This is a genomic window from Leptolyngbya sp. UWPOB_LEPTO1 (assembly GCF_017302695.1).
GTDB lineage: Bacteria > Cyanobacteriota > Cyanobacteriia > Leptolyngbyales > Leptolyngbyaceae > Leptolyngbya > Leptolyngbya boryana.
On sequence record NZ_JAFLCJ010000003.1, the window covers coordinates 370,911 to 390,014 of the forward strand.

Sequence of the window (19,104 nt, forward strand, 5' to 3'; positions counted from 1 at the left end):
TACAACATCTCTATGAGTAACTCAGTTTTATCAACACAATCAGAAGCGTCTTCAAGCTCAACTCGACCGACGCTAGAACTCCGCAACATCTGCAAATCTTTTGGAGGGGTACAAGCTCTCAAGAATGTCGATTTTGAAGTCTATGCGGGCGAAGTCGTGGGTTTAGTTGGCGATAACGGGGCAGGAAAGTCTACGCTCGTGAAAACCATGTCAGGCGCTTATGTGCCGGATTCGGGTGAAATTTTTCTCAACGGAGAGCGAGTCTCGATCGCTTCACCTCAAGATGCGACCCGTCTCGGCATTGAAACGGTTTATCAAGACCTCGCGCTCTGTGACAATCTCGATGTGGTTGGCAATCTCTGGTTAGGGCGAGAAGCCTATCGCTGGTTGATTCCAGGCGTTCTCAAGGTTCTCGATGAGACTGAAATGGAGCGCCGCACGATCGAAGTTCTCAAACTCCTGGATGTGAAAATTCCATCGGTTCGCCGTCCGGTTGCTGCCCTGTCAGGTGGACAACGGCAATGTATTGCAGTCGCGAAAACGATTCTGCGATCGCCGAAAGTTGTTCTTCTCGACGAACCGACCGCAGCTTTAGGTGTGGCTCAGACTCGCCAAGTCCTCAACTTGATCCAACGGCTCAAACAACAAGGCTTAGCAGTCGTCGTTATTTCGCATAACTTACATGATGTCTTTGAAGTCTGCGATCGCGTGATTGTCATGCGGTTAGGACAACGAAGTGCAACGTTTGACATTCAGAGTTCTACATCAGAACAAGTTGTTGCTGCCATCACAGGCGCAGAATATCGCGATCCTCAACCCGAAATATTATGAAAACAGATGCGAACGATCGAGCTTCAGCGAATGCTGAAATGAGCGATCCACAAAGTTCTCGATCGAAATTTACTTTAAGTTCTCTGATGCGGGGTGATCTGGGATTTATCCCCGTTCTCGTTACGCTTGCATTGATCACGCTATATTTTCAACTTACAACGAGTGGCATCTTTCTCCAAGCTCGGAATCTGACGAATCTGACTCAGCAGATTGTTGTAATTAGTATTCTCAGTACTGCTGCTGTTTTAGTGCTTTTGCTCGGCGAGATTGATTTGAGCCTAGCAGCCGTCGCACAAGCTTGTGCAGCCATCATGGCGACGCTTTCGGTCTATCAAAACTGGGGCGCAATTCCGTCGATTTTAGCCGCGTTAGTCGCAGGCGCAATCATTGGGTTAGTCAACGGCTTTTTTATTGCAATTCTGCGCGTCCCGTCGTTTATTGTGACCCTAGCAGGATCGATTGGATATGCTGGATTCTTGCTATTAGTTCTAGGGCGACAAACCACGCTGATTGTTCGTGATCCTGTGATCCGATCGCTGGCTCCCACTTACTTAAATCCGGTTTTAGGTTGGGGAATTCCGATTGTGCTCGCGGCACTTTATGCGATCGGGGTCTGGTATGAACGGCGGAAACGGCTGCAAGCAGGATTGCCTGTGAAACGATCTCCAACCCTTTTGGCTCAAGTTGCGGCAATTTTCGCGATCGTATTTCTGATCGTGTTCTTGTTCCAGACTTATCAAGGTGTGCCGCAATCGGTGATGATTTCGCTTGGGATTGTTGTTGCGCTCTGGCTAGTTCTGAGAAAAACGCTGTTTGGTCGGCATCTTTATGCGGTCGGTGGGAATGAAGAAGCGGCAAGACGGGCGGGCATTAATGTCATTGGCATAAAGATGGCAGTCTTTACATTGGCATCGATGCTAGCAGCAGTCGCCGGAATTATGCTGACTTCACGGAGTACAGCAGTCGCGACTCAGATTAGTGCAACGTTATTGTTAAATGCGATCGCAGCAGCAGTCATTGGTGGGGTTAGTTTATTCGGCGGTCGCGGCTCAGTCTGGGCGGTCATTTTAGGCGCGCTTGTGATTGGGAGCTTGGACAATGGACTAGATTTGCTTAACCAAGATCAGAGTGTAAAGAATATTGTTCAGGGAATTGTGCTAGTTCTAGCAGTGACAGCGGATGCATTAGTTCGTCGATCGAATCCGATACGAGGCAAATAGCTCTTAGACCAAAAGCTTGGTTCGTGAATTTCAAGCGATATCGATCTATAGCAATCCTGTTTGATTTGTAAGATCTTGCAATTTGGGGGAATAGGGAAAATACTTCCCCATTCCCCTATTCCCCCAACCGATTTAAGACTGCAATAGCCAAATGCTCGATAGAGCACATCCGAATGCTGATTCCGAAACATCGAGAACTTTGCGATCGCCCTAAATAAGAAATAAAAAAGAGCCTACAGACTGCAAGCTCTCTAATCTTTGAGTAAACGAAATCAAGCTAACTAACCTAACAGGTAGGCAGAGCGAAGTGCCCATAAAATTAGCACGCCGATACTGCCGAGAATAAGAGCCGCAGAAATAGCAATCACAAGCGGACTGTCTGCGCCCTCGAACTTCATAATCCCACGATTTAGGTCTGACATGAGTGCAACACTCCGTAACGTTTAGTAAAAGGTCGATGATTTTCCTTTAGGGTAATTCACAGATTTTTCTGTACCCTTCTTTCTCAAGCATTATTTTATCTTTCTGCTCAAATAAGTTTAAATAATCTCCGAATCTTAACCGAATTTTTGCATCAATTTTGCACTCAGCGGTCAAGATGGTAGGGCAAATCACACCCTGCCCCGGAATGACTTGGCTCAGCATCACGATCGCGCTTCTGACCACCGTTCTCATCCTGCTCGAAATCGCCCTGAGACTTTTCTTTGGTTTTGGCGATCCGCTGCTTTATGTCGCTGATCCTGAGATTGGCTATCTGCTCGCTCCGAATCAGTCGGTCAAGCGGTTTGGCAACCGGATCGAAACCAATCAATTTTCCATGCGATCGCCAAACTTCGCCCTGAAACCCGAAGCGAAACGAATTTTACTGCTTGGAGATTCGATCATTAACGGCGGCTGGTGGACAGATCAAAAAGATGTCATTTCCGAACTCATGCAGCGATCGTCGGCTGCGAATGGCAAACTTGAAGTTCTAAACGCTTCCGCAAATTCCTGGTCGCCTCGGAATGAATTAGCGTATCTCAAACGATTCGGAACTTTCAATGCAGAAGTAATTATTTTAGTCATCAATACCGACGATTTATTTGGAACGCAGCCCACCTCTTTAGGAGTCGGACGCGATCGCAACTATCCCGATCGCAAACCGATGAGTGCAATTCAAGAAGTCCTCGATCGATACCTTTTACCTGCGCCCGCCATGCCCGAAGCATTCAAAAAAATCCAGGCTGAAGGCGGCGATCGTGTCGGCTTAATCTTAGATGCGATTCGAGGAATTCGCGACCTTGCACATCGCAACAATGCAAAATTCGTCTTAGCAATGACCCCGTTGTTGAGAGAATTAACACCGCCAGGTTCGCGAGATTATGAAATTGTTGCCCGAAAACGATTAATGGATATGACTCAAACTGAGCAAATTAAGTACATTGATTTCCTAACGATCTTTGCAGGCGCAGCAAAATCAGCTCCCCCAGAAACACTTTATCGAGATCACATTCATTTAAGTCAAGGTGGGAATCAGATCGTCAGTGAATGGCTACTTCAAGCAATTTAATCGATCTTTTCGATGATCTTCGGCAAGCTTGAGGAATGTTCTTGATCGATCGTGAATTTAGTACAGCAAGGTTTCAGAGGTTTGAAGAATGGCTCTATTAGGGATTGATATTTCGGCTTATCAAGAAGATGTCAACTGGGCAACGGTTGCGAGCCAAAGCGTCTTTTACGGATTTGCGAAAGCGACAGAAGGTGTCACTAGTCGCGATGAGAAGTTTGCCCGAAATTGGGCAGGAATGCGATCGGTCGGAATTGTCCGCGGAGCATATCACTTCTTTCGTCCGGGTCGAGATCCCGCTCAGCAAGCCGATAACTTTTTGAAAACAGTGCAAACGATCGAAGATTTCGATTTACCTCCAGTCCTCGATCTAGAGATCAATGATGGACAGAGTGCAAGTGTGGTCATCGATCGAGCGTTGAAATGGTTAGAAATCATTGAAGCGAAAACAGGACGCAAACCGATTCTCTACACTTATCCTTCGTTCTGGGAAGATAAACTTGGCAATACCGCCAGATTCTCGGAATACCCACTGTGGATCGCAAACTTTGGGACACCTGGAAGACCGTATATTCCCTCAGCTTGGAAGCTTTGGGTATTTCATCAATATTCGGAATCTGGAACTCTACGCGGCATTGTTGGAAATGTCGATCTCAATCAATTTAATGGGGATTTAGATGGACTGCAAAAGCTGTTGAAAGGTCGCATTCCGTTAAGACAAGGCTGTGAAGGCAATGTCGTTCAAGAAATGCAATCTTTACTGAAAGCTCAAGGCTTTGACCTAGGCACACCAGATGGAGATTTTGGACCCAAAACGAAAGCGCAAGTTGTTGCTTTTCAGAAAGCAAAGAGCTTACTCACTGATGGCATTGTTGGAGCGGCGACTTGGAGTGCGCTGCAAAAAACTAGCCCAAGCGTTCCTCCTGCACCGCTGCCCATTGATTTAATCAATGTCTGTAAATCCTACCGAGGTGCAGCTCATCAAGATTCATCTTTGAGATGGTTACAGAGTCAAATTCCGAAATCGACCTTGGATGAGTTTGCTAGACGGTGGAGGCAGCCATAGAATCTACCCGCAGTACTAGGGTGAATTACTCAAGAGCCAGCGCGATCGTCATCAGTCATTGAAACAAAGAATCCTTGCCAAACGATAGAACTGGCAAGGATTAATCTTTGGCTGCTAGAAGTTTTTTTCGTCTGTTTCTTGTTGCCAACAGCGTTCTAATAGACGAACTTCTGAGTGTTCCCAACAGCGTTCAAGTTTCTGCACTCGATTCACATGCCGGAACTTCTCAAAGCTCCAAATAAACGGGCGCTCGGAATCGAATAAATGTTGATTGAGATAGTCCCACCAGGGGAAATGGTTGAAGGAATTCATGCGATGTGTGAGTAAGCGAGGGGGCAGAAAATCGGACAGTCACCTATCCAAGGGATGAGATTGAGAAACTGCTCCCCAGTATGGCACCTCAAAATATTGTTTGACTAAAAGAAAGCGTTAAGATGTCAGGGTTTTATTGCTTTCTTAAGCAGATTTTGATTGCACGAATTCTCGCTTACCATAGTAAAGTTACGATCGCTAAACTTGGACAAGTTGGCTAGTTGCTACAACTGTTTCACGTGCCCATGCGTCCGCAGCTAGAATCTCTTCAAGCGTTGGGGTTGAGCGGTTTTGAGTGGTGTAACGATCGCAGGTTGTTTCAATCAATCGCGGAATGTCCAAGAAGCCAATTTTTTCTTCTAAAAAGAGTGCGACTGCTTGTTCATTGGCTGCATTCAAGACCGCAGGCATACAGCCACCTGCTCGACCTGCTGCATAAGCAAGCTTCATGCAAGGATACTTCGCGTGATCCGGCGCACGGAAGGTTAAGGTTCCGAGCTTCACAAGGTCTAAGCGTTCCCAGTTCGTCGGAACGCGATCGGGATAAGACAAGGAATACAACAAAGGCAAGCGCATATCTGCCCACCCCAGTTGAGCTAACACCGAAGTATCTTGCAACTCAATCAAAGAGTGAATAATGCTCTGTGGATGAATCACAATTTCGATATCGTCATAGTCCACGCCGAATAGATAATGAGCTTCGATCACTTCTAAGCCTTTGTTCATCAGCGTGGCAGAATCGATCGTGATTTTGCGTCCCATTGACCAATTCGGGTGTTTGAGTGCATCTGCAACCGTGACCGATGCGAGCTTTTCCACGGGCAGATCGCGGAACGAACCACCTGAAGCGGTGAGAATAATTTTTCTCAGACCTCCCTCAGGCACACCTTGCAAACATTGGAAGATTGCAGAATGTTCTGAATCCGCAGGCAGCATCTTCACGCCATGTTTTTTCATCAAGGGCAGCACCACAGGCGCGCCTGCAATGATGGTTTCTTTGTTGGCTAAGGCAATGTTTTTCCCGGCTGCGATCGCGGCTAGAGTCGGCAACAATCCCGCACATCCCACAATCCCGCTCACAACTGATTCTGCATCGCCGTAGCGCGCCACATCCACCACTCCAGATTCGCCAGATAAGATAATCGGCTGTGGAGTCAAGTCCGCGATCGCGTCTTTCAATTCCGTCAATTTGCTCTCATCACAAATCGCAACAATTTCGGGACGAAAAGTGCGAATTTGTTGGGCAAAGAGTTCGACATTCCGCCCGGCCGCCATTCCGACAATGCGAAACTGATCAGGATGCTCGGATACGATATCCAGCGTTTGTGTCCCGATCGATCCGGTTGAACCAAGGAGGGTGATTGCTTTCACGGGTTAGTTGTTTGACACTTCATTCCGTATTTTACGGGCTTACGGGGATCAAAGGAAAATTCAAACCCTGACGATATGACTAACAGAAATCCTCAGCCTCGTCTTGCTTCCCTAAAAAAAAGAGTGAGGCAGAAAACTCACCTCACTCTTCATCACAATTCTGACCAATCTGTTTTTAAGCAGCTAAGTTCTGAGCGACAAAATCCCAGTTGACCAAATTATCCAAGAAGTTCTTGATGAAGGCAGGACGTGCATTTTGGAAATCCAAGTAGTAAGCGTGTTCCCAAACATCCAACGTCAACAAAGGCTTTTGACCATGCACCAGAGGATTCTCTGCATTCGGAGTTTTGGTCACTTTTAGCGTACCGCCATCGTCTACCAACCATGCCCAACCACTGCCAAATTGAGTTGCAGCCGCATTGCTAAACTCTTCTTTGAACTTGTCAAGGCTACCGAATGCAGCATCGATTTTGGCTGCCAGTTCACCTGTCGGTGCGCCACCGCCGCCTGCTTTCAGGCAATTCCAGAAGAAGGTGTGGTTCCAAACTTGAGCCGCATTGTTAAATACGCCCACTTTCGAGGAATCCCCAAACGACTGTTTGATCACATCTTCTAGCGATAGGCTTTCCATCGGCGTTCCTTCTACCAACTTATTCAAGTTGGTAACGTAAGCTGCATGATGCTTGCCGTAGTGATAATCAAATGTTTCTGCCTTCATGCCATATGGCTCAAGTGCATCTTTTGGAAACGGTAAAGGGGGTTGTGTGAATGCCATGTGTCCAGTTCCTCTCTAGATCTAAAATCTGCCGTCGATTGCGGGGCAGAAACATTACTTAACCCTGAAAATTCTATCTCAAAAGCGAGGGGGCAAGGTTAGAATCACACCGAAAACCAAAAAAGCCCTGTCCACTAGGCATGGACGAGGGCAATAAATCAGGGTGCATCTACCATTCCTTCTTCCTAGAATTTACGCTTGTTCTCCGGAGACTCTGGGTGGGAATACTTAAAGATGAGACAAAGTTTTCTTGAACTTTCAGTAACGTTTAAGTAAACGTTCAGTCTACTCGTGGAGTTGTTCGTCAGGATGCCCATGACTTTGCTATCGATCGCGTCAAAATTTGCAATGCTAATAGGTGTGATCGTGTAAATTCAGAATTTTCCCTGACCGATGACGATCATGTGCGGTTATTAGAAATTAGGATCGAATTGTCTTCAGGTGGGGGCAAGTCGAAACCAGTCAGGTTGACGGAGGGTGTCGAGTGAATCAGGAGTTCTACATTTCTGTTACGCCAGTTCGGGGCGATGAATATTTGGTGAGAACAGAGCGCGTCTCACCGGGCGTTCCTTTGGCGGAGGAACTCGTCACTTGGCAAGTCGAAGAGTGGCTCGAACAGGCACGTCAATTGATGCACGATCCGCTGTTGGGAATTCTGCGGGGCAGAATGGGATCGCTCAGTCCATCGGCAACGGGCAGTGATGCGCTCTCTCCCAATCTCGTTGAATTAGGTCAGAAACTCTACAATGCACTATTTCAAGGGACGATTCGGGATAGCTGGGTCACAGCGCAGGGGATCGCGCAGAATCGCCGCGAAGGCTTGAGATTACGATTAGGACTGAAAGGCGATCGCTTGCCGCGTTTGCCTTGGGAAGTGCTGCATGCGGGGGCACGTCCTTTAGCTACGGGAACTGATGTTGTGTTTTCGCGCTATCAGGCAGCGTTTGCGCCGATGGGGACAATTTTGCAGCCGCATCGATCTGCGACGGTAATCGATGCCAATCAGCCGCTGAGAATTCTCATGGTTTTGGCGGCTCCGACGGATCAAGAAGTCTTGGAACTCCGCCGAGAAGCGAATCATTTGCGCGATGAATTGAAAGAAGAGGCAAATGGCAAAATTGACCTGACGATTTTGGATCAGCCTGGACGTGAGCAATTGACGCAAGCGTTGGAGCAAGGGCATTATCAGGTCTTGCATTATGCGGGTCACAGCAATTTAGGTTTGGCAGGCGGAGATTTATATCTCGTCAGCGATCGTACTGGACTGACTGAGGTTCTCAGCGGCGATGATCTGGCTGGATTGCTTGTGAATAATGGCATTCGTATGGCAGTGTTTAATTCTTGCCGAGGGGTTTATACGGCGACCGCTGATCCAACGAATGAAACGGAGTCGAGCAATTTAACCGATGCCTTGCTGAAGCGGGGAATTCCGGCGGTTTTGGCAATGGCAGAACGCATTCCAGACGATGTGGCATTGACGCTTAGCCGCTTGTTTTATCGCAATTTGAAGCAGCGCTATCCGATCGATTTAAGTCTCAGCCGAGCGCGTCAAGGATTGCTGTCATCTTATGGCTCAAATCAGTTGTATTGGGCATTGCCGATCCTTTATCTGCATCCTGATTTTGATGGCTATCTGCAACCGACTGCGCTGCCTTCAATGACGAATGCAGGACAAGAGCCGCAACCCGCAAATTTTGCATTTGATCCCCTCGCGATCGCAAATGATCCCGCTGATTTAGACGAGGCGGAAATGTTGTTTGACGATTTAGAATTTGCTGATCCTGAAGATAGCGATCGTCAAGCGGTGCTCGAATTACTGCAAGAACTGCATGAGCCAACCGAGAATCCTTTTTCTCAAGCTAGAGCCGCAGAACCATTCTTTGAACCACTCTCAGTGACGACTGACGAATCAACGCTGCAAAATCCCGAGGATTGCCTCGCAGTCGGTCGAATGCGCGCCCAAGCTGAGAATTTGACGGGGGCGATCATTGCGTATGGTCGCGCGATCGAGCTTGATCCGCAATGCGCTGAAGCCTTCAGTGAAATGGGCGTCGTCTTAGAAAAATTAGGCAGTCCAACAGAAGCGATCGTGGCTTACAAGATGGCACTTCAGCATGAGCCGAGTTTGAGCGATGCCCGTCGCAACCTGCAACGACTGGAAACCGCGCACAATTTGGGCAGTGGGAGCAATGGCGGCGCAGTACAACCGTCACCTAATCCCGTTGTGCCTGAACTGCATGTCGAGGATGTGACCTTCGAGGAGCCGATGCCGAATCGGATTTTCGGGGAGATGAAAGCGCCCTCTGCTCCGCGTCCTCGTCGTCCTTGGATTGTGGCTGGTATTTTAGGAACGGCTGTGGCGGCTGTTTTGGGAGTTTGGGGCTTTTCGACTTGGCGCGCTTCGACGACTCCTTCTCCGAGTGAGTTGATTGATAATATCAGCCAGATCAATCAATCTCCAGGCGCAAATGTCAGTCGATCGAACAATCTGGTTGCGACTGCGACGACTGCACTGGCTCAGGGAAATCTGCGTCAGGGACAAGATGCGATCGAAGAGTTGCTGAATAATGGTGAATTAGTGGCTGCGGAGACGGCGATTCAAAATGTTCCTGCCGACAAGCGACGCGATAATCCAACCGCGAATTTCCTATTGGGACGAATTGCTTGGCAATCGGTGCAGGCGAGGAAGAGCAATTACAAATTAGATGATGCTCAGCGATTTTTTGAAACCTCGCTGGCAGGGAATCGTACACCTCAGACGCTAAATGCTTTGGGGTTTGTTTACTACGCTCAAGGTAATTTTGGTCGTGCCGGAAGAACTTGGCTCAATGCTGAGAAGCTGGCAGCACAGGCAGGAGATGCAGGCAAACTGGATCGACGTACGGCGTTGGCTGGGTTAGCATTAGTTGCCAATAAAACAGCGCAGTCTCAGACGGGAAATCAGCGCAATCAGCTGAGACAGCAAGCAGTAGCAACCCGCGATCGTTTACTGCGAGAAGCAGGGCAGGACTTTCAAATCAGTGGCTTGAGTAAGAACTGGCTCTGGAGTGAAGCTGCGATCGCCGACTGGAAAGCATTGATTGCTGTGAAATAAAACAGCAAAACTTTCTGTTGTTCGGTTTTCTCAATCCAAACTGCATTACGCTTGCCGACGGATATCCAACATTTCTGCCAAGCTAGGATCTTGCATTTCCAATGCATTCTCTTGTTCAGAAATAGGGACAGGCGGAGGAGTCGATCGCTTGAACGTTGCTTTCGCAGTTGCTGCGGCTTGTCGAGTTGGAGGCGTTGGGAGATTCGCTTGCGGAATCGGCATTCGAGGTCGGCGTGAACTGGTCATTTCGCGCGATTTTACAGGTTTCGGTTGAATGACGACAGACCTTGCCGGGGTTTTAGGGCTTGATTTCACAGGTCGCAACTGCTTCGCCAGCACGACGGAAGTCAAGGCGCAACTGCCCGCGACGATCGCTAATAGTCCAAATGAGCTGGCAGGAGTCGGGATGTGCGAATTGGCTTGTGGAGCTTTGGCAGTGGCTTGAGGTTTGGGTGTTTCAAGCGGAGCGGAATTGGTGTAGGTCAGTCCCCGAGCAGCGAGCCAGCCAAAGTACAGAATTGCACCCCAAGTTGCAAATAAGCAGATGAAGGGATGGCGTTGGGCAAAGTGCAGCAAGAAGCGAGAAGTCGATCGTTTTGCAGTAGATGGCGGCTTCACAGCTTTTTGACGTGCAGATTGTCTCACAGGGTGTGGGCGGGTGACAGATTTCAGGGTGTTGGATGGATTGCCCATATTGAGTATCTTGCGTTCAACGTCAACAGTCGGTTTGAAATTGTACTACAGAAAATTTCTTTATTTGACTAATAATGCCCGATTCAGCGATCGCGCGCAACCCATCTAAAGACATAAACTGTATAGTCTTATTCGATCAGAGATGATCCCGTCAGAATGATCTAGGAAACAATAATTAACTTCCACAATCCCGAACCAAGAATCACCAGTGCAAAATGTTGAGGCAGTAAGTTTTGAATGGGTTGTCGCGCAATCTTTTGGGTTAAAAATACGCTGCACCAAAATGATCCAATGAGTGTTACTGCTTGTAAAAATTCAATCACAGCAGGATGAGCAACTGCGATCGGTAATGTTGCAATCAGTTCTGCGTTTCCTCCAAAAGTTGCTGCGGTGACGGGTAAAATTTGTCCAGCTTCGGTTAAGCCTAGATGTAAGTAATGCGCTAGACTCACGCCCAGAACCAGTGGCAGATAGCCATAAGCAAGTTCGAGAAACGGACGCGATCGCCGATTTAACAATCGCAGAATTTGGTGAAAGAGCAGTGAAATTGCTGCGGGAAACATCAGAGCAAGCATTGAAACGAGCGTATGAATCCCAAAGTGGTCTAAGTGTAGATTGATGCCGAAAAGTTGTTCAACTTGAGGCAGGCGATGTAAAAAAACGGCTCCAAAGAGAAGAAATAGTAAGCACACTTCCGAATAAGACGGATGATGTGTTGTCCATAGCTCGATTCCAGGTGGACGAAGGTTAAGTTCGACAGATCGATGCGGACAGGCTTTGAGGCAAGTCATACACAATACACAGTCTTTGTTGTCTTGCAGTTGAGCGGGGTGTGAATAGATCGGACAGCCTCCAGTTTCCATGCCTTCGCCTTTTTGAGGACCGCCTTTGTAGCATTGGTAAGTTGTGCAAGTTGCGGAACAGATGCCTTGTTGCGCTCTGAGTTCAATCATAGAAAGCTTTGCAAATAGACCATTCATGCCACCGATCGGGCAAAGATATCGACACCAAAATCGCCGCTCAAATAGCACTGAAAAGATCACGGCTCCGGCTGTGATCAAAAGTAATAGACATCCAGATAAGTAAGCTGTGTTTTCTAAGTTCCAGAGTTCTTCCCATAGCAAAATCAGGGTGAACAGTCCGAACAAAAACCATCCCCCCCACTTTTCGGCAGATTGTCTTGCCCAAGGTTGAAGCTTACGGGGAAAGAGCCAGAGCGAGATTTTTTGTGCGAGTTCTCCATAAATCATAAATGGACAGATTGCACACCAAAGCCTGCCGACAAATGGGAAGGAGATGAGAATCAGCATCCACCACCATGCCCAAAACAGATTTAAAGCAAAGTTGCGATCGCGCGTTTGCGGAGCAGCAAATAGCACAACAACTACGACTGCAAACACTCCCAAAGTAAACCCATAGTTAATCCGATCTGGCCACCAAGAACTTCTGAGAAACTGGCGGAGCTTTGGATAAGCGTTGAGTAGGTTGACTCGAAAGCGTCGATTTTTATCTCCGGCTGACCAGAAGACTTCTTCGGTAAGTTCTCTGCCTTCGGCTTGGGTAATGGCTCGGTTGAGTAAGTTTTCTAACTCTACATAATTGCCTGGAAAGTCATAACCTTGAAGTCGGCGCAATGCTTCTGGAGTAATTTTGGGTTTTGTAATGCCTCGCGATTTTGCTAGTAAACTCAGGTAGTAGTCTGCTTGCAGTGCAATGTCTGATTTTCTGACGCGCAAGGGTGGAACTTTGATCACATGCGTAATCAGTTTGCATTTCTCAAGTTGCGGCAGGACTTTTTCTGAAGTCATGATCAACCGCGCTTCATACGATCGCGGTTCGGGTTCGGGTTCTCCTTCGCGCGCGATCGGGGTAAATTGCCCGGTTTTGAGCAGTTGTACGAGCTTTTCTTCAAATTCGGGTGAGATGTCTTCGAGATTGTTCAGCATGAGTGTGCCGCGCCCAATCCAATCGAGCAATCCAGGTTTGCCCACTCGTCCAAAAAGCTCAGCCCCATTCGGTTGCATGGTGTTGCAATTGATTTTGATCAAAGGTTCTTTACGATCGCTCGAACCAAAATGAATCAATGCGGCGGAATTATCTTTTTCCAGTCCCGGCTCTCCGAAAATCAGCACCGAACCGCGATCGCTGGATGCCTTTTTAATTTCCTGTCGCAGTCGGGTTGCATATCGGCTTGTGCCAACAATGCCGCGTTTTACTTTCGGCACAAGGTAAGGTCGCAATGCGATCTGTTTTTCTCGCTCGTATGCGAGTTCTGCTTCGGCTTGTTCGAGTTGGGTTGCCAATTGTCGCGAAATGGCTTGCCCTAGTTCGGGAAATTGTTGAGCGATCGCGATAAATGCCTCGCGTGGAATTGTCCAAATCGTGCAATCGTCCAGTGTAATGACGGTTTCTTCTGCGACTTCATCTAAGAGTAATTCTTTGAGATAGACGATCGCGCCTGGAAGCAGGCTAGTTGCTTTGGCAGCACTGGTTTTACTAGTGCGATAGCTCTCTAGATGCCCGTTGTAAAGAATGTAAAGGGCGGCGGGCTGAGTGTCTTCAAGTCCGATGCGGCGATTTTCTTGGATTTCTTGTTCTTGGATCGATTGTGCGATCGCTAAAAGCGCTTTTTCACTCAATCTTGCGAATTCTGTTCTCGATTTTAGCCATTCGATTCGCTCTGAAGTATCCATGTGATTCACCTGGATTGTATTAAACGCTTCAATCCAGCATAGAACGACTTTAGGAAGCGATCGACTTTGCGGTTTGAGATTCGGTGAATTCGTTGAATAGGATAAAGAATTGTTGGAGCGAAGCGGTTTCGTCTGGGGAGAAGAAGCGAATGATTTTTTCCCAGGGCTGGCTGTAAGTAACGTTAAATTTTTGTTCGACCCAGGCTTGGAATTCGGCAAACTGCTGTTCTTGCAGAGTTTCGGGGATTCCAGATTGGCGACGGGCGAAGAAATAGCCTGAAAGAAAGGCGCTGAGATGGGTAATGTCCAGCTGTCCGAGATACATGGCGGGACGTTTTTCGATATTGTGGATTAAGTCAAAGAGATCCAGCATGAAATAGATGTTGTTCAATGGTGCGAAGAGTTCAATGATCATCGAGAACTTATCATTAGACTATCGTGAGAATTCAAGCCATGAATATGACTCTCAACCCTGATAATGAAAGATTTATTCAGACGCAAATTCAAACAGGCAGGTTTGCGAGTGCTGAAGAGGTCATCAACGCTGCCCTGGAAGTTTTTGCTGAACGAGAAAAGCGATTGACTGATCTGCGTCAGAAGATTCAATCTGGAACTGAGCAATTGAGAAATGGTGAGGGAGTTGATGGGGAAGCGGTTTTTGAGCGACTGCAAGCTAGAATCCAGCAACAGTCCTCTTCGGAATCATGAGTCACTATACGTTTTCACCTGATGCAATTCGAGATCTTGAAGAGATTTGTGATGGGCTGACTCTGGTTAATGCTGCTGTGGCTTCTCGGCTTTTTGATCGCATTCGACAAAAATGTAAGTTGGTGGCAGGTTTTCCAAATATGGGAAAGCGTTATGAGGAGCTTGCGCCAGACCTTCGAGGATTTGTTGTAGATAGCTATTGTGTGTTTTATTACCCACTGCCGGATGGGATTGAGATTGCCAGAGTAATTGATGGGCGGCGGGATATTGAGGCAATTTTTGGACAATTGGAAGAGTGAGTTTGAGCGATCGATAACAAATTTTAAGAAAGCATTGGATTAATCAGGAAAAAGATTTTATACCCTCGAAGAAGGAAGTTGGTACGGCATGGATTGATTGCGGTTTTGGGGGAGTTGGAGATGCAGACAGGTTTGGCTGTGAGATTCGCTCGAAAAAAGTATGAGCAGCAGTTTGCACGATCGTTTGAGCAGCTAGGAGCAGCGGCACAAAATATTTTAGTGTTTCATGGCGAAGATGGACTTGGCAAGACCGAGTTGATGAAATCGCTGGAAAAAGCGAATCGGGATCAGTGTGTTGTACTGAATGGCAGTGCAATGAAGCGACACAATGATTTGAGTATGGAACGATCGCTAGAGTTGCTGTTTTGCGAGTTGGCGCGAGATGGACTTGAGTTGAGAGATTTTGGATGGTCGTATGCCTATTACTTGAATTGGGCGCATCCGGGACAGGCGTATGATCCCAGCGATCGACAAGGGCGAGGAGATGCCGGAGATATTATCAGCACGCTCGGAGATTTGTTTGGAGCAGTTGCACAAGATTTAGAGAAACAGGTTCCATTCGCTGGAACGATGAGTAAGTTGGCTTGGTTTGCGCTGCGGTTTATGGAAAATCCGGGGCGGCAGAAGGAAATTTTGCAGCAGTTGAATGATTGTGCAGAACCTTACGAATTTTTGGAACTGTTGCCTAAGTTTTTGATGCAGACGTTGCGATCGCAGCTTGAAGATCAGGGGCGAAAAGTTGCAATTCTGATCGATGGCTATGAGGATTTGCTGGATCAGAATGGACGCTGTCTGTGGTTGGAGGAAATGCTGGCAGTTGAGAATCCTGCGGTGCTTTGGGTGCTATTTGCGAAGCAGGAGATCTCAGGATTCATGGCTGCTCAACAGGTAAAAATCGAGCCGTTGACGTATGAAGAGAGTTTGAAATGGCTGGAAGAATTTGGAATCGAAGATGAGGTGATTGCAGGGCAGATTGCGATTACATCAAAAGGAATTCCAGCGGATCTCAAATTGCGGGTTGAGATGTATCGGCAGTTTCCGCAGAGTCAGGCGAGATCGCGAGAAGAAGTGTTGCAGCAGTTGGCGCAGGGGTGGGATGCAGGGGAGGCAGAAATTCTTAAAGTGTTGGCGTTTGCGCGGACTTGGGATGTGGAATTGGTGAGTGCGATCGTGCAGAATCGGCAGTTGGGTGAGGTTGAAACGAGGTTGAAGCAGATTTTGGCATTGCCGTTTGTCGAGGAGCTAGAAGATCAGCTTTGGCGATTGTATCCTTTGATGAGCCAACATTTACAGGCGCGATCGACATTGCCAGAGCAGAAATTGATTCATCAGTGGTTGTATGAATTTGGGCGATCGCAACACTCTAAACAAGCAGATTTAGGGCGATTGGTTGAGGGGGTTTATCACGGCTTGCGAGGGATTGATCCTGAAGTTGTAGCAGCTTGGACGCTGGAGCAAATTGTTGTATTACAGGCGGAGTCTCGGCATACGGAAGCGATCGCTTTGATTCAGCAAATAGCACAGATGGGGTCGCAATTATCGGCAGAGTTGGGCGCGATCGCATTGATGCGGTTGGGAATGTCTCAGGTGGAATTGGGACAGACTGAGAAAGCGATCGAGACTTTGGAACAGGCGCGATCGAGTTGGGCATTGTTGCAAAAAGCGGAATCTGCTGAGAGTGCGACGGTAGAGTTTTATCTGGGACGGGCGTATTTGCAGAGTGAGCGGGTGTTTGATGCGGGGAATGCGGCAGAACGATCGAAACGATTGAGAATGGCGCTGTTTGGTGAGGAATCGTTGGAGGTTGTGGAGACGTTGGATCTGTTGGCGCAGGTATTCGATCGACGAAATGAGTTACCGAAAGCGATCGAACTGAATCGGCAGGCGTTGTGGCTCTATTCGGGGTTGGAGGAGCGATCGACGTTGCGGTTAATCAAGCTGATGCAGACGCAGGCGAATTTGATGTTGCGTCAGGATCGGTTGGATGAGGCGTTGCGGTTGTGTCAGGAGACGATCAAACTGGGAATAGAGGCATTGGGAGAACGACACCCGGAGGTGATTGTCAGTCGGGGGATGTTGGGGTTTGTGTATTTGCGGATGGGTGAGCGGAAGCTTCAGGCGGCTTATGAAGAATTGAGTGCTGCGTTGGAGTTGGGTGAGGAAGTTTTGGGAATGGATCATCCGCAAGTGCTGAACTTCTTGCGATTTTTGGGGGCGGTTTGTCGGAAGGCAGGAAAGTATGATGCGGCAGAGAGGTTCGCACAGCGCCACAATATGAGTATTCAGGCTGGAGAATTTGAAAATACAGTTGCAAGAGCTTTTCGGTTAAATGAGATTGGGCTTATCCTTTATCAGAAGGGTGAATATGGCAAAGTGGAACCGCTCTGGGTGAGATCGCTTTCGATTCGAGAGCAACAATTAGGGAAGACGCATCCTGATACAGCAATCAGTTTGAATAATCTAGCAGTACTGTACAAAGAGCAAGGACGATACAGCGAAGCAGAACCGCTTTCTCTGAAGGCGCTGGCAGTTCGAGAACAATATCTGGGAGAACAGCATCCTGATACAGCAAATAGTTTGAATAATTTGGCATTACTCTATGAATCACAAAAGCGATACAGCGAAGCAGAACCACTCTATCTAAGAGCGCTTTCGATTCGAGAGCAGCAACTAGGTAAGCACCATCTTGATACAGCCATTACTTTAAATAATTTGGCATTACTCTATGAATCACAAAAGCGATATAGCGAAGCAGAACCACTTTATCTAAGAGCACTGGCAATTCGAGAACAACAATTAGGTAAGCACCATCCCGACACAGCACAGAGTCTGAATAATTTAGCAACTATCTATAAAGTTCACGGACGATTTGATGAAGCAGAGGCGCTCTTAACGCATTCCCTAAAGGTTCGGATGCAATTGTTAGGAAAAGAGCATCCTTATACAGCTAACACTCTAAGTAATCTGGCAGAAATCTATAAAGTTCAAGCACGATTTGATGAAGCAGAATCGCTGTTGGTACAAGCAGTAGAAATTGCCAAGAAAGCTTTAGGAATCGACCACCCCGACACGCAAATTTACATCCGAAATCTTGAATTGTTGCAGCAGAAAATGCGATTGAACTCTTCCGACTCTCCTTGATTTCGCTTTCAAGTAAGAACATTCCTATCTGAACTACGATCGTTCTACCAAAAAGTATGAAAATTTCATCTTAAAGTGTGATCGTTCTATCTTGCGTAATGAATTGTCATCCAAAAAGTGTGGAAGTTCTATCTTTTTTGCTAAAAATTTCATCTTAAAGTGTGATCGTTCTATCTTTACTGGTGAATATTGTTAGAAAAAGATAGAACACTCTTACAAGAAGTGCGATCGTTCATCCAAAAACATAAAACGTTCCGCCTCAAAATCAAAACATTCCATCTCTGAGACAGAATGGTGCATCATTTTGACTGAACGAAGCCACCAAAACAGAGAATCATTCAACTTAGGATCGAAACAGCGCGATCGTGAACCTCATCATCAAGCGATCGCAAGTAATTCCCCCCTAAGATTGCTGATCAATGATGAGCAAGAGGAAAGTAACCAATAGATAAGTTGCCTCAACGATGTGTTGAAGTCGTCGATTCGATTAAACGATCGAGATCCTTTTGCATTTGCAGACGCACCTGCTGATAACACGCTTCCACATAAGCGTGATCGTTTGCAGCATCTCGTCCATATCGTTCAAATCGAATCGGAGCGCAAACTTGAGTATGAATCTGTATTGGAAAAGGAATGTTCGGCAGTGGGCCGATCGCTAAACCCCAAGGCAATCCCAGATAAATCGGAAACACGATCGGATCAATCCCAAACAGCCAAGGCATTCCCCAACGATGCAGTTGCTTCACAAGCGCATAGTAATCTTCGAGAACAATTAGCGTATCGTGAGCACCCCAAGAAATCGCAGGAACGATCGCCACCTTCTCCCGCAAAGCAAGCTTAATAAATGCTCGGTTCTCCTCTAAACAAATGCGATCGCGTAATCGATGTGGACGAAAAACATCATACGGGCCACCCGGATAGACCAACACATTCGCACCACTCCGCAAAGCCGCGATCGCCATCTTAGGATGAGCCTGAACCGCACCCACTTCAGCCGCTAATTTTGTCAAAGGTGGCGGTAATACGTTCCACATTTGCGGGTGCATCAATCCATAAATTCGGCGATCGTAGCCAAATCGGTGAAACCAGTCATACATCATCATGATCATGTCCGGTGCTGCCATGCCGCCATTGTGTGAACCGACAATCAAAACAGGTTCTTCAGTAGGAATCTGTTCCCAGCCGCTCGTCTGCACCCGAAAGTAATGCTCGTAGAACCATCCAAATATCGGGACGAGCGATTGAATGACTTGTGGATTGCGGAGATCTAATGACCATCCGGGTTCCCTAGACGAATGGGACTGTAAAACCATGTTGCTGATTACGACGGGTTGAGAAGCAAATATAATCCTAGA

At 47.4% G+C, this 19,104-nt stretch carries 16 protein-coding genes; 8 read left to right on the forward strand and 8 right to left on the reverse strand.

What is annotated here, in order from left to right; translation table 11 throughout:
• Window positions 1–12: 12 nt before the first annotated feature.
• Together J0L70_RS07020 and J0L70_RS07025 are read left to right on the forward strand one after the other, a co-directional pair.
• The gene (locus J0L70_RS07020) at window positions 13–831 is read left to right on the forward strand and encodes an ATP-binding cassette domain-containing protein (protein WP_017289575.1); all 819 of its coding nucleotides are present in this window, start codon (window positions 13–15) and stop codon (window positions 829–831) included.
• On the forward strand, window positions 828–2,051 hold the full coding sequence (locus J0L70_RS07025; protein WP_287453767.1) for a sugar ABC transporter permease: 1,224 nt from the start codon (window positions 828–830) through the stop codon (window positions 2,049–2,051). The genes J0L70_RS07020 and J0L70_RS07025 overlap by 4 nt, the downstream gene beginning before the upstream one ends.
• Before the next feature lie 281 nt (window positions 2,052–2,332).
• On the opposite strand, the gene J0L70_RS07030 is transcribed toward J0L70_RS07025, so the two are convergent.
• Window positions 2,333–2,473: a hypothetical protein gene (locus J0L70_RS07030; protein WP_026148803.1), complete on the reverse strand. Its 141-nt coding sequence runs from the start codon at window positions 2,471–2,473 to the stop codon at window positions 2,333–2,335.
• Between the two features lie 176 nt (window positions 2,474–2,649).
• Between J0L70_RS07030 and J0L70_RS07035 the strand changes: the two genes are divergently transcribed.
• Both J0L70_RS07035 and J0L70_RS07040 read left to right on the forward strand, forming a co-directional pair.
• Complete coding sequence (locus tag J0L70_RS07035) at window positions 2,650–3,600, forward strand: SGNH/GDSL hydrolase family protein (RefSeq protein WP_287453768.1); 951 nt, start codon at window positions 2,650–2,652, stop codon at window positions 3,598–3,600.
• A gap of 88 nt (window positions 3,601–3,688) precedes the next feature.
• Complete coding sequence (locus J0L70_RS07040) at window positions 3,689–4,663, forward strand: GH25 family lysozyme (RefSeq protein WP_017289580.1); 975 nt, start codon at window positions 3,689–3,691, stop codon at window positions 4,661–4,663.
• Window positions 4,664–4,777: 114 nt separating this feature from the next.
• Here J0L70_RS07040 and J0L70_RS07045 read toward each other — a convergent pair whose 3' ends face one another.
• From J0L70_RS07045 to sodB, 3 genes are all read right to left on the reverse strand, one after another.
• Window positions 4,778–4,975, reverse strand: coding sequence for a hypothetical protein (locus tag J0L70_RS07045; protein ID WP_287453769.1), 198 nt, complete (start codon window positions 4,973–4,975; stop codon window positions 4,778–4,780).
• Between the two features lie 198 nt (window positions 4,976–5,173).
• Window positions 5,174–6,346 carry a 1-deoxy-D-xylulose-5-phosphate reductoisomerase gene (gene dxr / locus J0L70_RS07050; RefSeq protein ID WP_017289582.1) on the reverse strand — a complete coding sequence of 391 codons (1,173 nt, stop codon included), beginning with the start codon at window positions 6,344–6,346 and terminating at the stop codon, window positions 5,174–5,176.
• 175 nt (window positions 6,347–6,521) lie between these two features.
• The gene (gene sodB, locus J0L70_RS07055; protein WP_017289583.1) at window positions 6,522–7,121 is read right to left on the reverse strand and encodes a superoxide dismutase [Fe]; all 600 of its coding nucleotides are present in this window, start codon (window positions 7,119–7,121) and stop codon (window positions 6,522–6,524) included.
• A 484-nt stretch (window positions 7,122–7,605) separates the two neighbouring features.
• On the opposite strand from sodB, the gene J0L70_RS07060 reads away from it, so the two are divergent.
• The gene (locus tag J0L70_RS07060; RefSeq protein WP_287453770.1) at window positions 7,606–10,215 is read left to right on the forward strand and encodes a CHAT domain-containing protein; all 2,610 of its coding nucleotides are present in this window, start codon (window positions 7,606–7,608) and stop codon (window positions 10,213–10,215) included.
• Between the two features lie 45 nt (window positions 10,216–10,260).
• On the opposite strand, the gene J0L70_RS07065 is transcribed toward J0L70_RS07060, so the two are convergent.
• The 3 genes from J0L70_RS07065 to J0L70_RS07075 form a co-directional block, all read right to left on the reverse strand.
• Window positions 10,261–10,908: a hypothetical protein gene (locus tag J0L70_RS07065; RefSeq protein WP_190650556.1), complete on the reverse strand. Its 648-nt coding sequence runs from the start codon at window positions 10,906–10,908 to the stop codon at window positions 10,261–10,263.
• Between the two features lie 161 nt (window positions 10,909–11,069).
• Window positions 11,070–13,601 carry a sigma 54-interacting transcriptional regulator gene (locus J0L70_RS07070; protein WP_287453771.1) on the reverse strand — a complete coding sequence of 844 codons (2,532 nt, stop codon included), beginning with the start codon at window positions 13,599–13,601 and terminating at the stop codon, window positions 11,070–11,072.
• A gap of 49 nt (window positions 13,602–13,650) precedes the next feature.
• Window positions 13,651–14,016 (reverse strand): hypothetical protein, encoded by a 366-nt coding sequence (locus tag J0L70_RS07075; RefSeq protein ID WP_287453772.1) that lies wholly within the window; start codon window positions 14,014–14,016, stop codon window positions 13,651–13,653.
• A gap of 38 nt (window positions 14,017–14,054) precedes the next feature.
• On the opposite strand from J0L70_RS07075, the gene J0L70_RS07080 reads away from it, so the two are divergent.
• From J0L70_RS07080 to J0L70_RS07090, 3 genes are all read left to right on the forward strand, one after another.
• A complete protein-coding gene (locus J0L70_RS07080; protein WP_190650552.1) occupies window positions 14,055–14,309 on the forward strand; it encodes a type II toxin-antitoxin system ParD family antitoxin in 255 nt (84 codons plus the stop codon).
• Window positions 14,306–14,608 (forward strand): type II toxin-antitoxin system RelE/ParE family toxin, encoded by a 303-nt coding sequence (locus tag J0L70_RS07085; RefSeq protein ID WP_190650549.1) that lies wholly within the window; start codon window positions 14,306–14,308, stop codon window positions 14,606–14,608. The genes J0L70_RS07080 and J0L70_RS07085 overlap by 4 nt, the downstream gene beginning before the upstream one ends.
• A 120-nt stretch (window positions 14,609–14,728) precedes the next feature.
• On the forward strand, window positions 14,729–17,749 hold the full coding sequence (locus J0L70_RS07090; protein WP_287453773.1) for a tetratricopeptide repeat protein: 3,021 nt from the start codon (window positions 14,729–14,731) through the stop codon (window positions 17,747–17,749).
• Between the two features lie 458 nt (window positions 17,750–18,207).
• On the opposite strand, the gene J0L70_RS07095 is transcribed toward J0L70_RS07090, so the two are convergent.
• The gene (locus J0L70_RS07095) at window positions 18,208–19,062 is read right to left on the reverse strand and encodes a lysophospholipid acyltransferase family protein (RefSeq protein WP_287453774.1); all 855 of its coding nucleotides are present in this window, start codon (window positions 19,060–19,062) and stop codon (window positions 18,208–18,210) included.
• Window positions 19,063–19,104 lie beyond the last annotated feature (42 nt).

Excerpts from the sequence above, each read along its gene's own strand:
- J0L70_RS07020 (WP_017289575.1), top strand. The coding sequence starts at position 13 with ATGAGTAACTCAGTTTTATCAACACAATCAGAAGCGTCTTCAAGCTCA.
- J0L70_RS07025 (WP_287453767.1), top strand. The coding sequence starts at position 828 with ATGAAAACAGATGCGAACGATCGAGCTTCAGCGAATGCTGAAATGAGC.
- J0L70_RS07030 (WP_026148803.1), bottom strand. The coding sequence starts at position 2,473 with ATGTCAGACCTAAATCGTGGGATTATGAAGTTCGAGGGCGCAGACAGT.
- J0L70_RS07035 (WP_287453768.1), top strand. The coding sequence starts at position 2,650 with ATGGTAGGGCAAATCACACCCTGCCCCGGAATGACTTGGCTCAGCATC.
- J0L70_RS07040 (WP_017289580.1), top strand. The coding sequence starts at position 3,689 with ATGGCTCTATTAGGGATTGATATTTCGGCTTATCAAGAAGATGTCAAC.
- J0L70_RS07045 (WP_287453769.1), bottom strand. The coding sequence starts at position 4,975 with ATGAATTCCTTCAACCATTTCCCCTGGTGGGACTATCTCAATCAACAT.
- sodB (WP_017289583.1), bottom strand. The coding sequence starts at position 7,121 with ATGGCATTCACACAACCCCCTTTACCGTTTCCAAAAGATGCACTTGAG.
- J0L70_RS07065 (WP_190650556.1), bottom strand. The coding sequence starts at position 10,908 with ATGGGCAATCCATCCAACACCCTGAAATCTGTCACCCGCCCACACCCT.
- J0L70_RS07070 (WP_287453771.1), bottom strand. The coding sequence starts at position 13,601 with ATGGATACTTCAGAGCGAATCGAATGGCTAAAATCGAGAACAGAATTC.
- J0L70_RS07075 (WP_287453772.1), bottom strand. The coding sequence starts at position 14,016 with ATGATCATTGAACTCTTCGCACCATTGAACAACATCTATTTCATGCTG.
- J0L70_RS07080 (WP_190650552.1), top strand. The coding sequence starts at position 14,055 with ATGAATATGACTCTCAACCCTGATAATGAAAGATTTATTCAGACGCAA.
- J0L70_RS07085 (WP_190650549.1), top strand. The coding sequence starts at position 14,306 with ATGAGTCACTATACGTTTTCACCTGATGCAATTCGAGATCTTGAAGAG.
- J0L70_RS07090 (WP_287453773.1), top strand. The coding sequence starts at position 14,729 with ATGCAGACAGGTTTGGCTGTGAGATTCGCTCGAAAAAAGTATGAGCAG.
- J0L70_RS07095 (WP_287453774.1), bottom strand. The coding sequence starts at position 19,062 with ATGGTTTTACAGTCCCATTCGTCTAGGGAACCCGGATGGTCATTAGAT.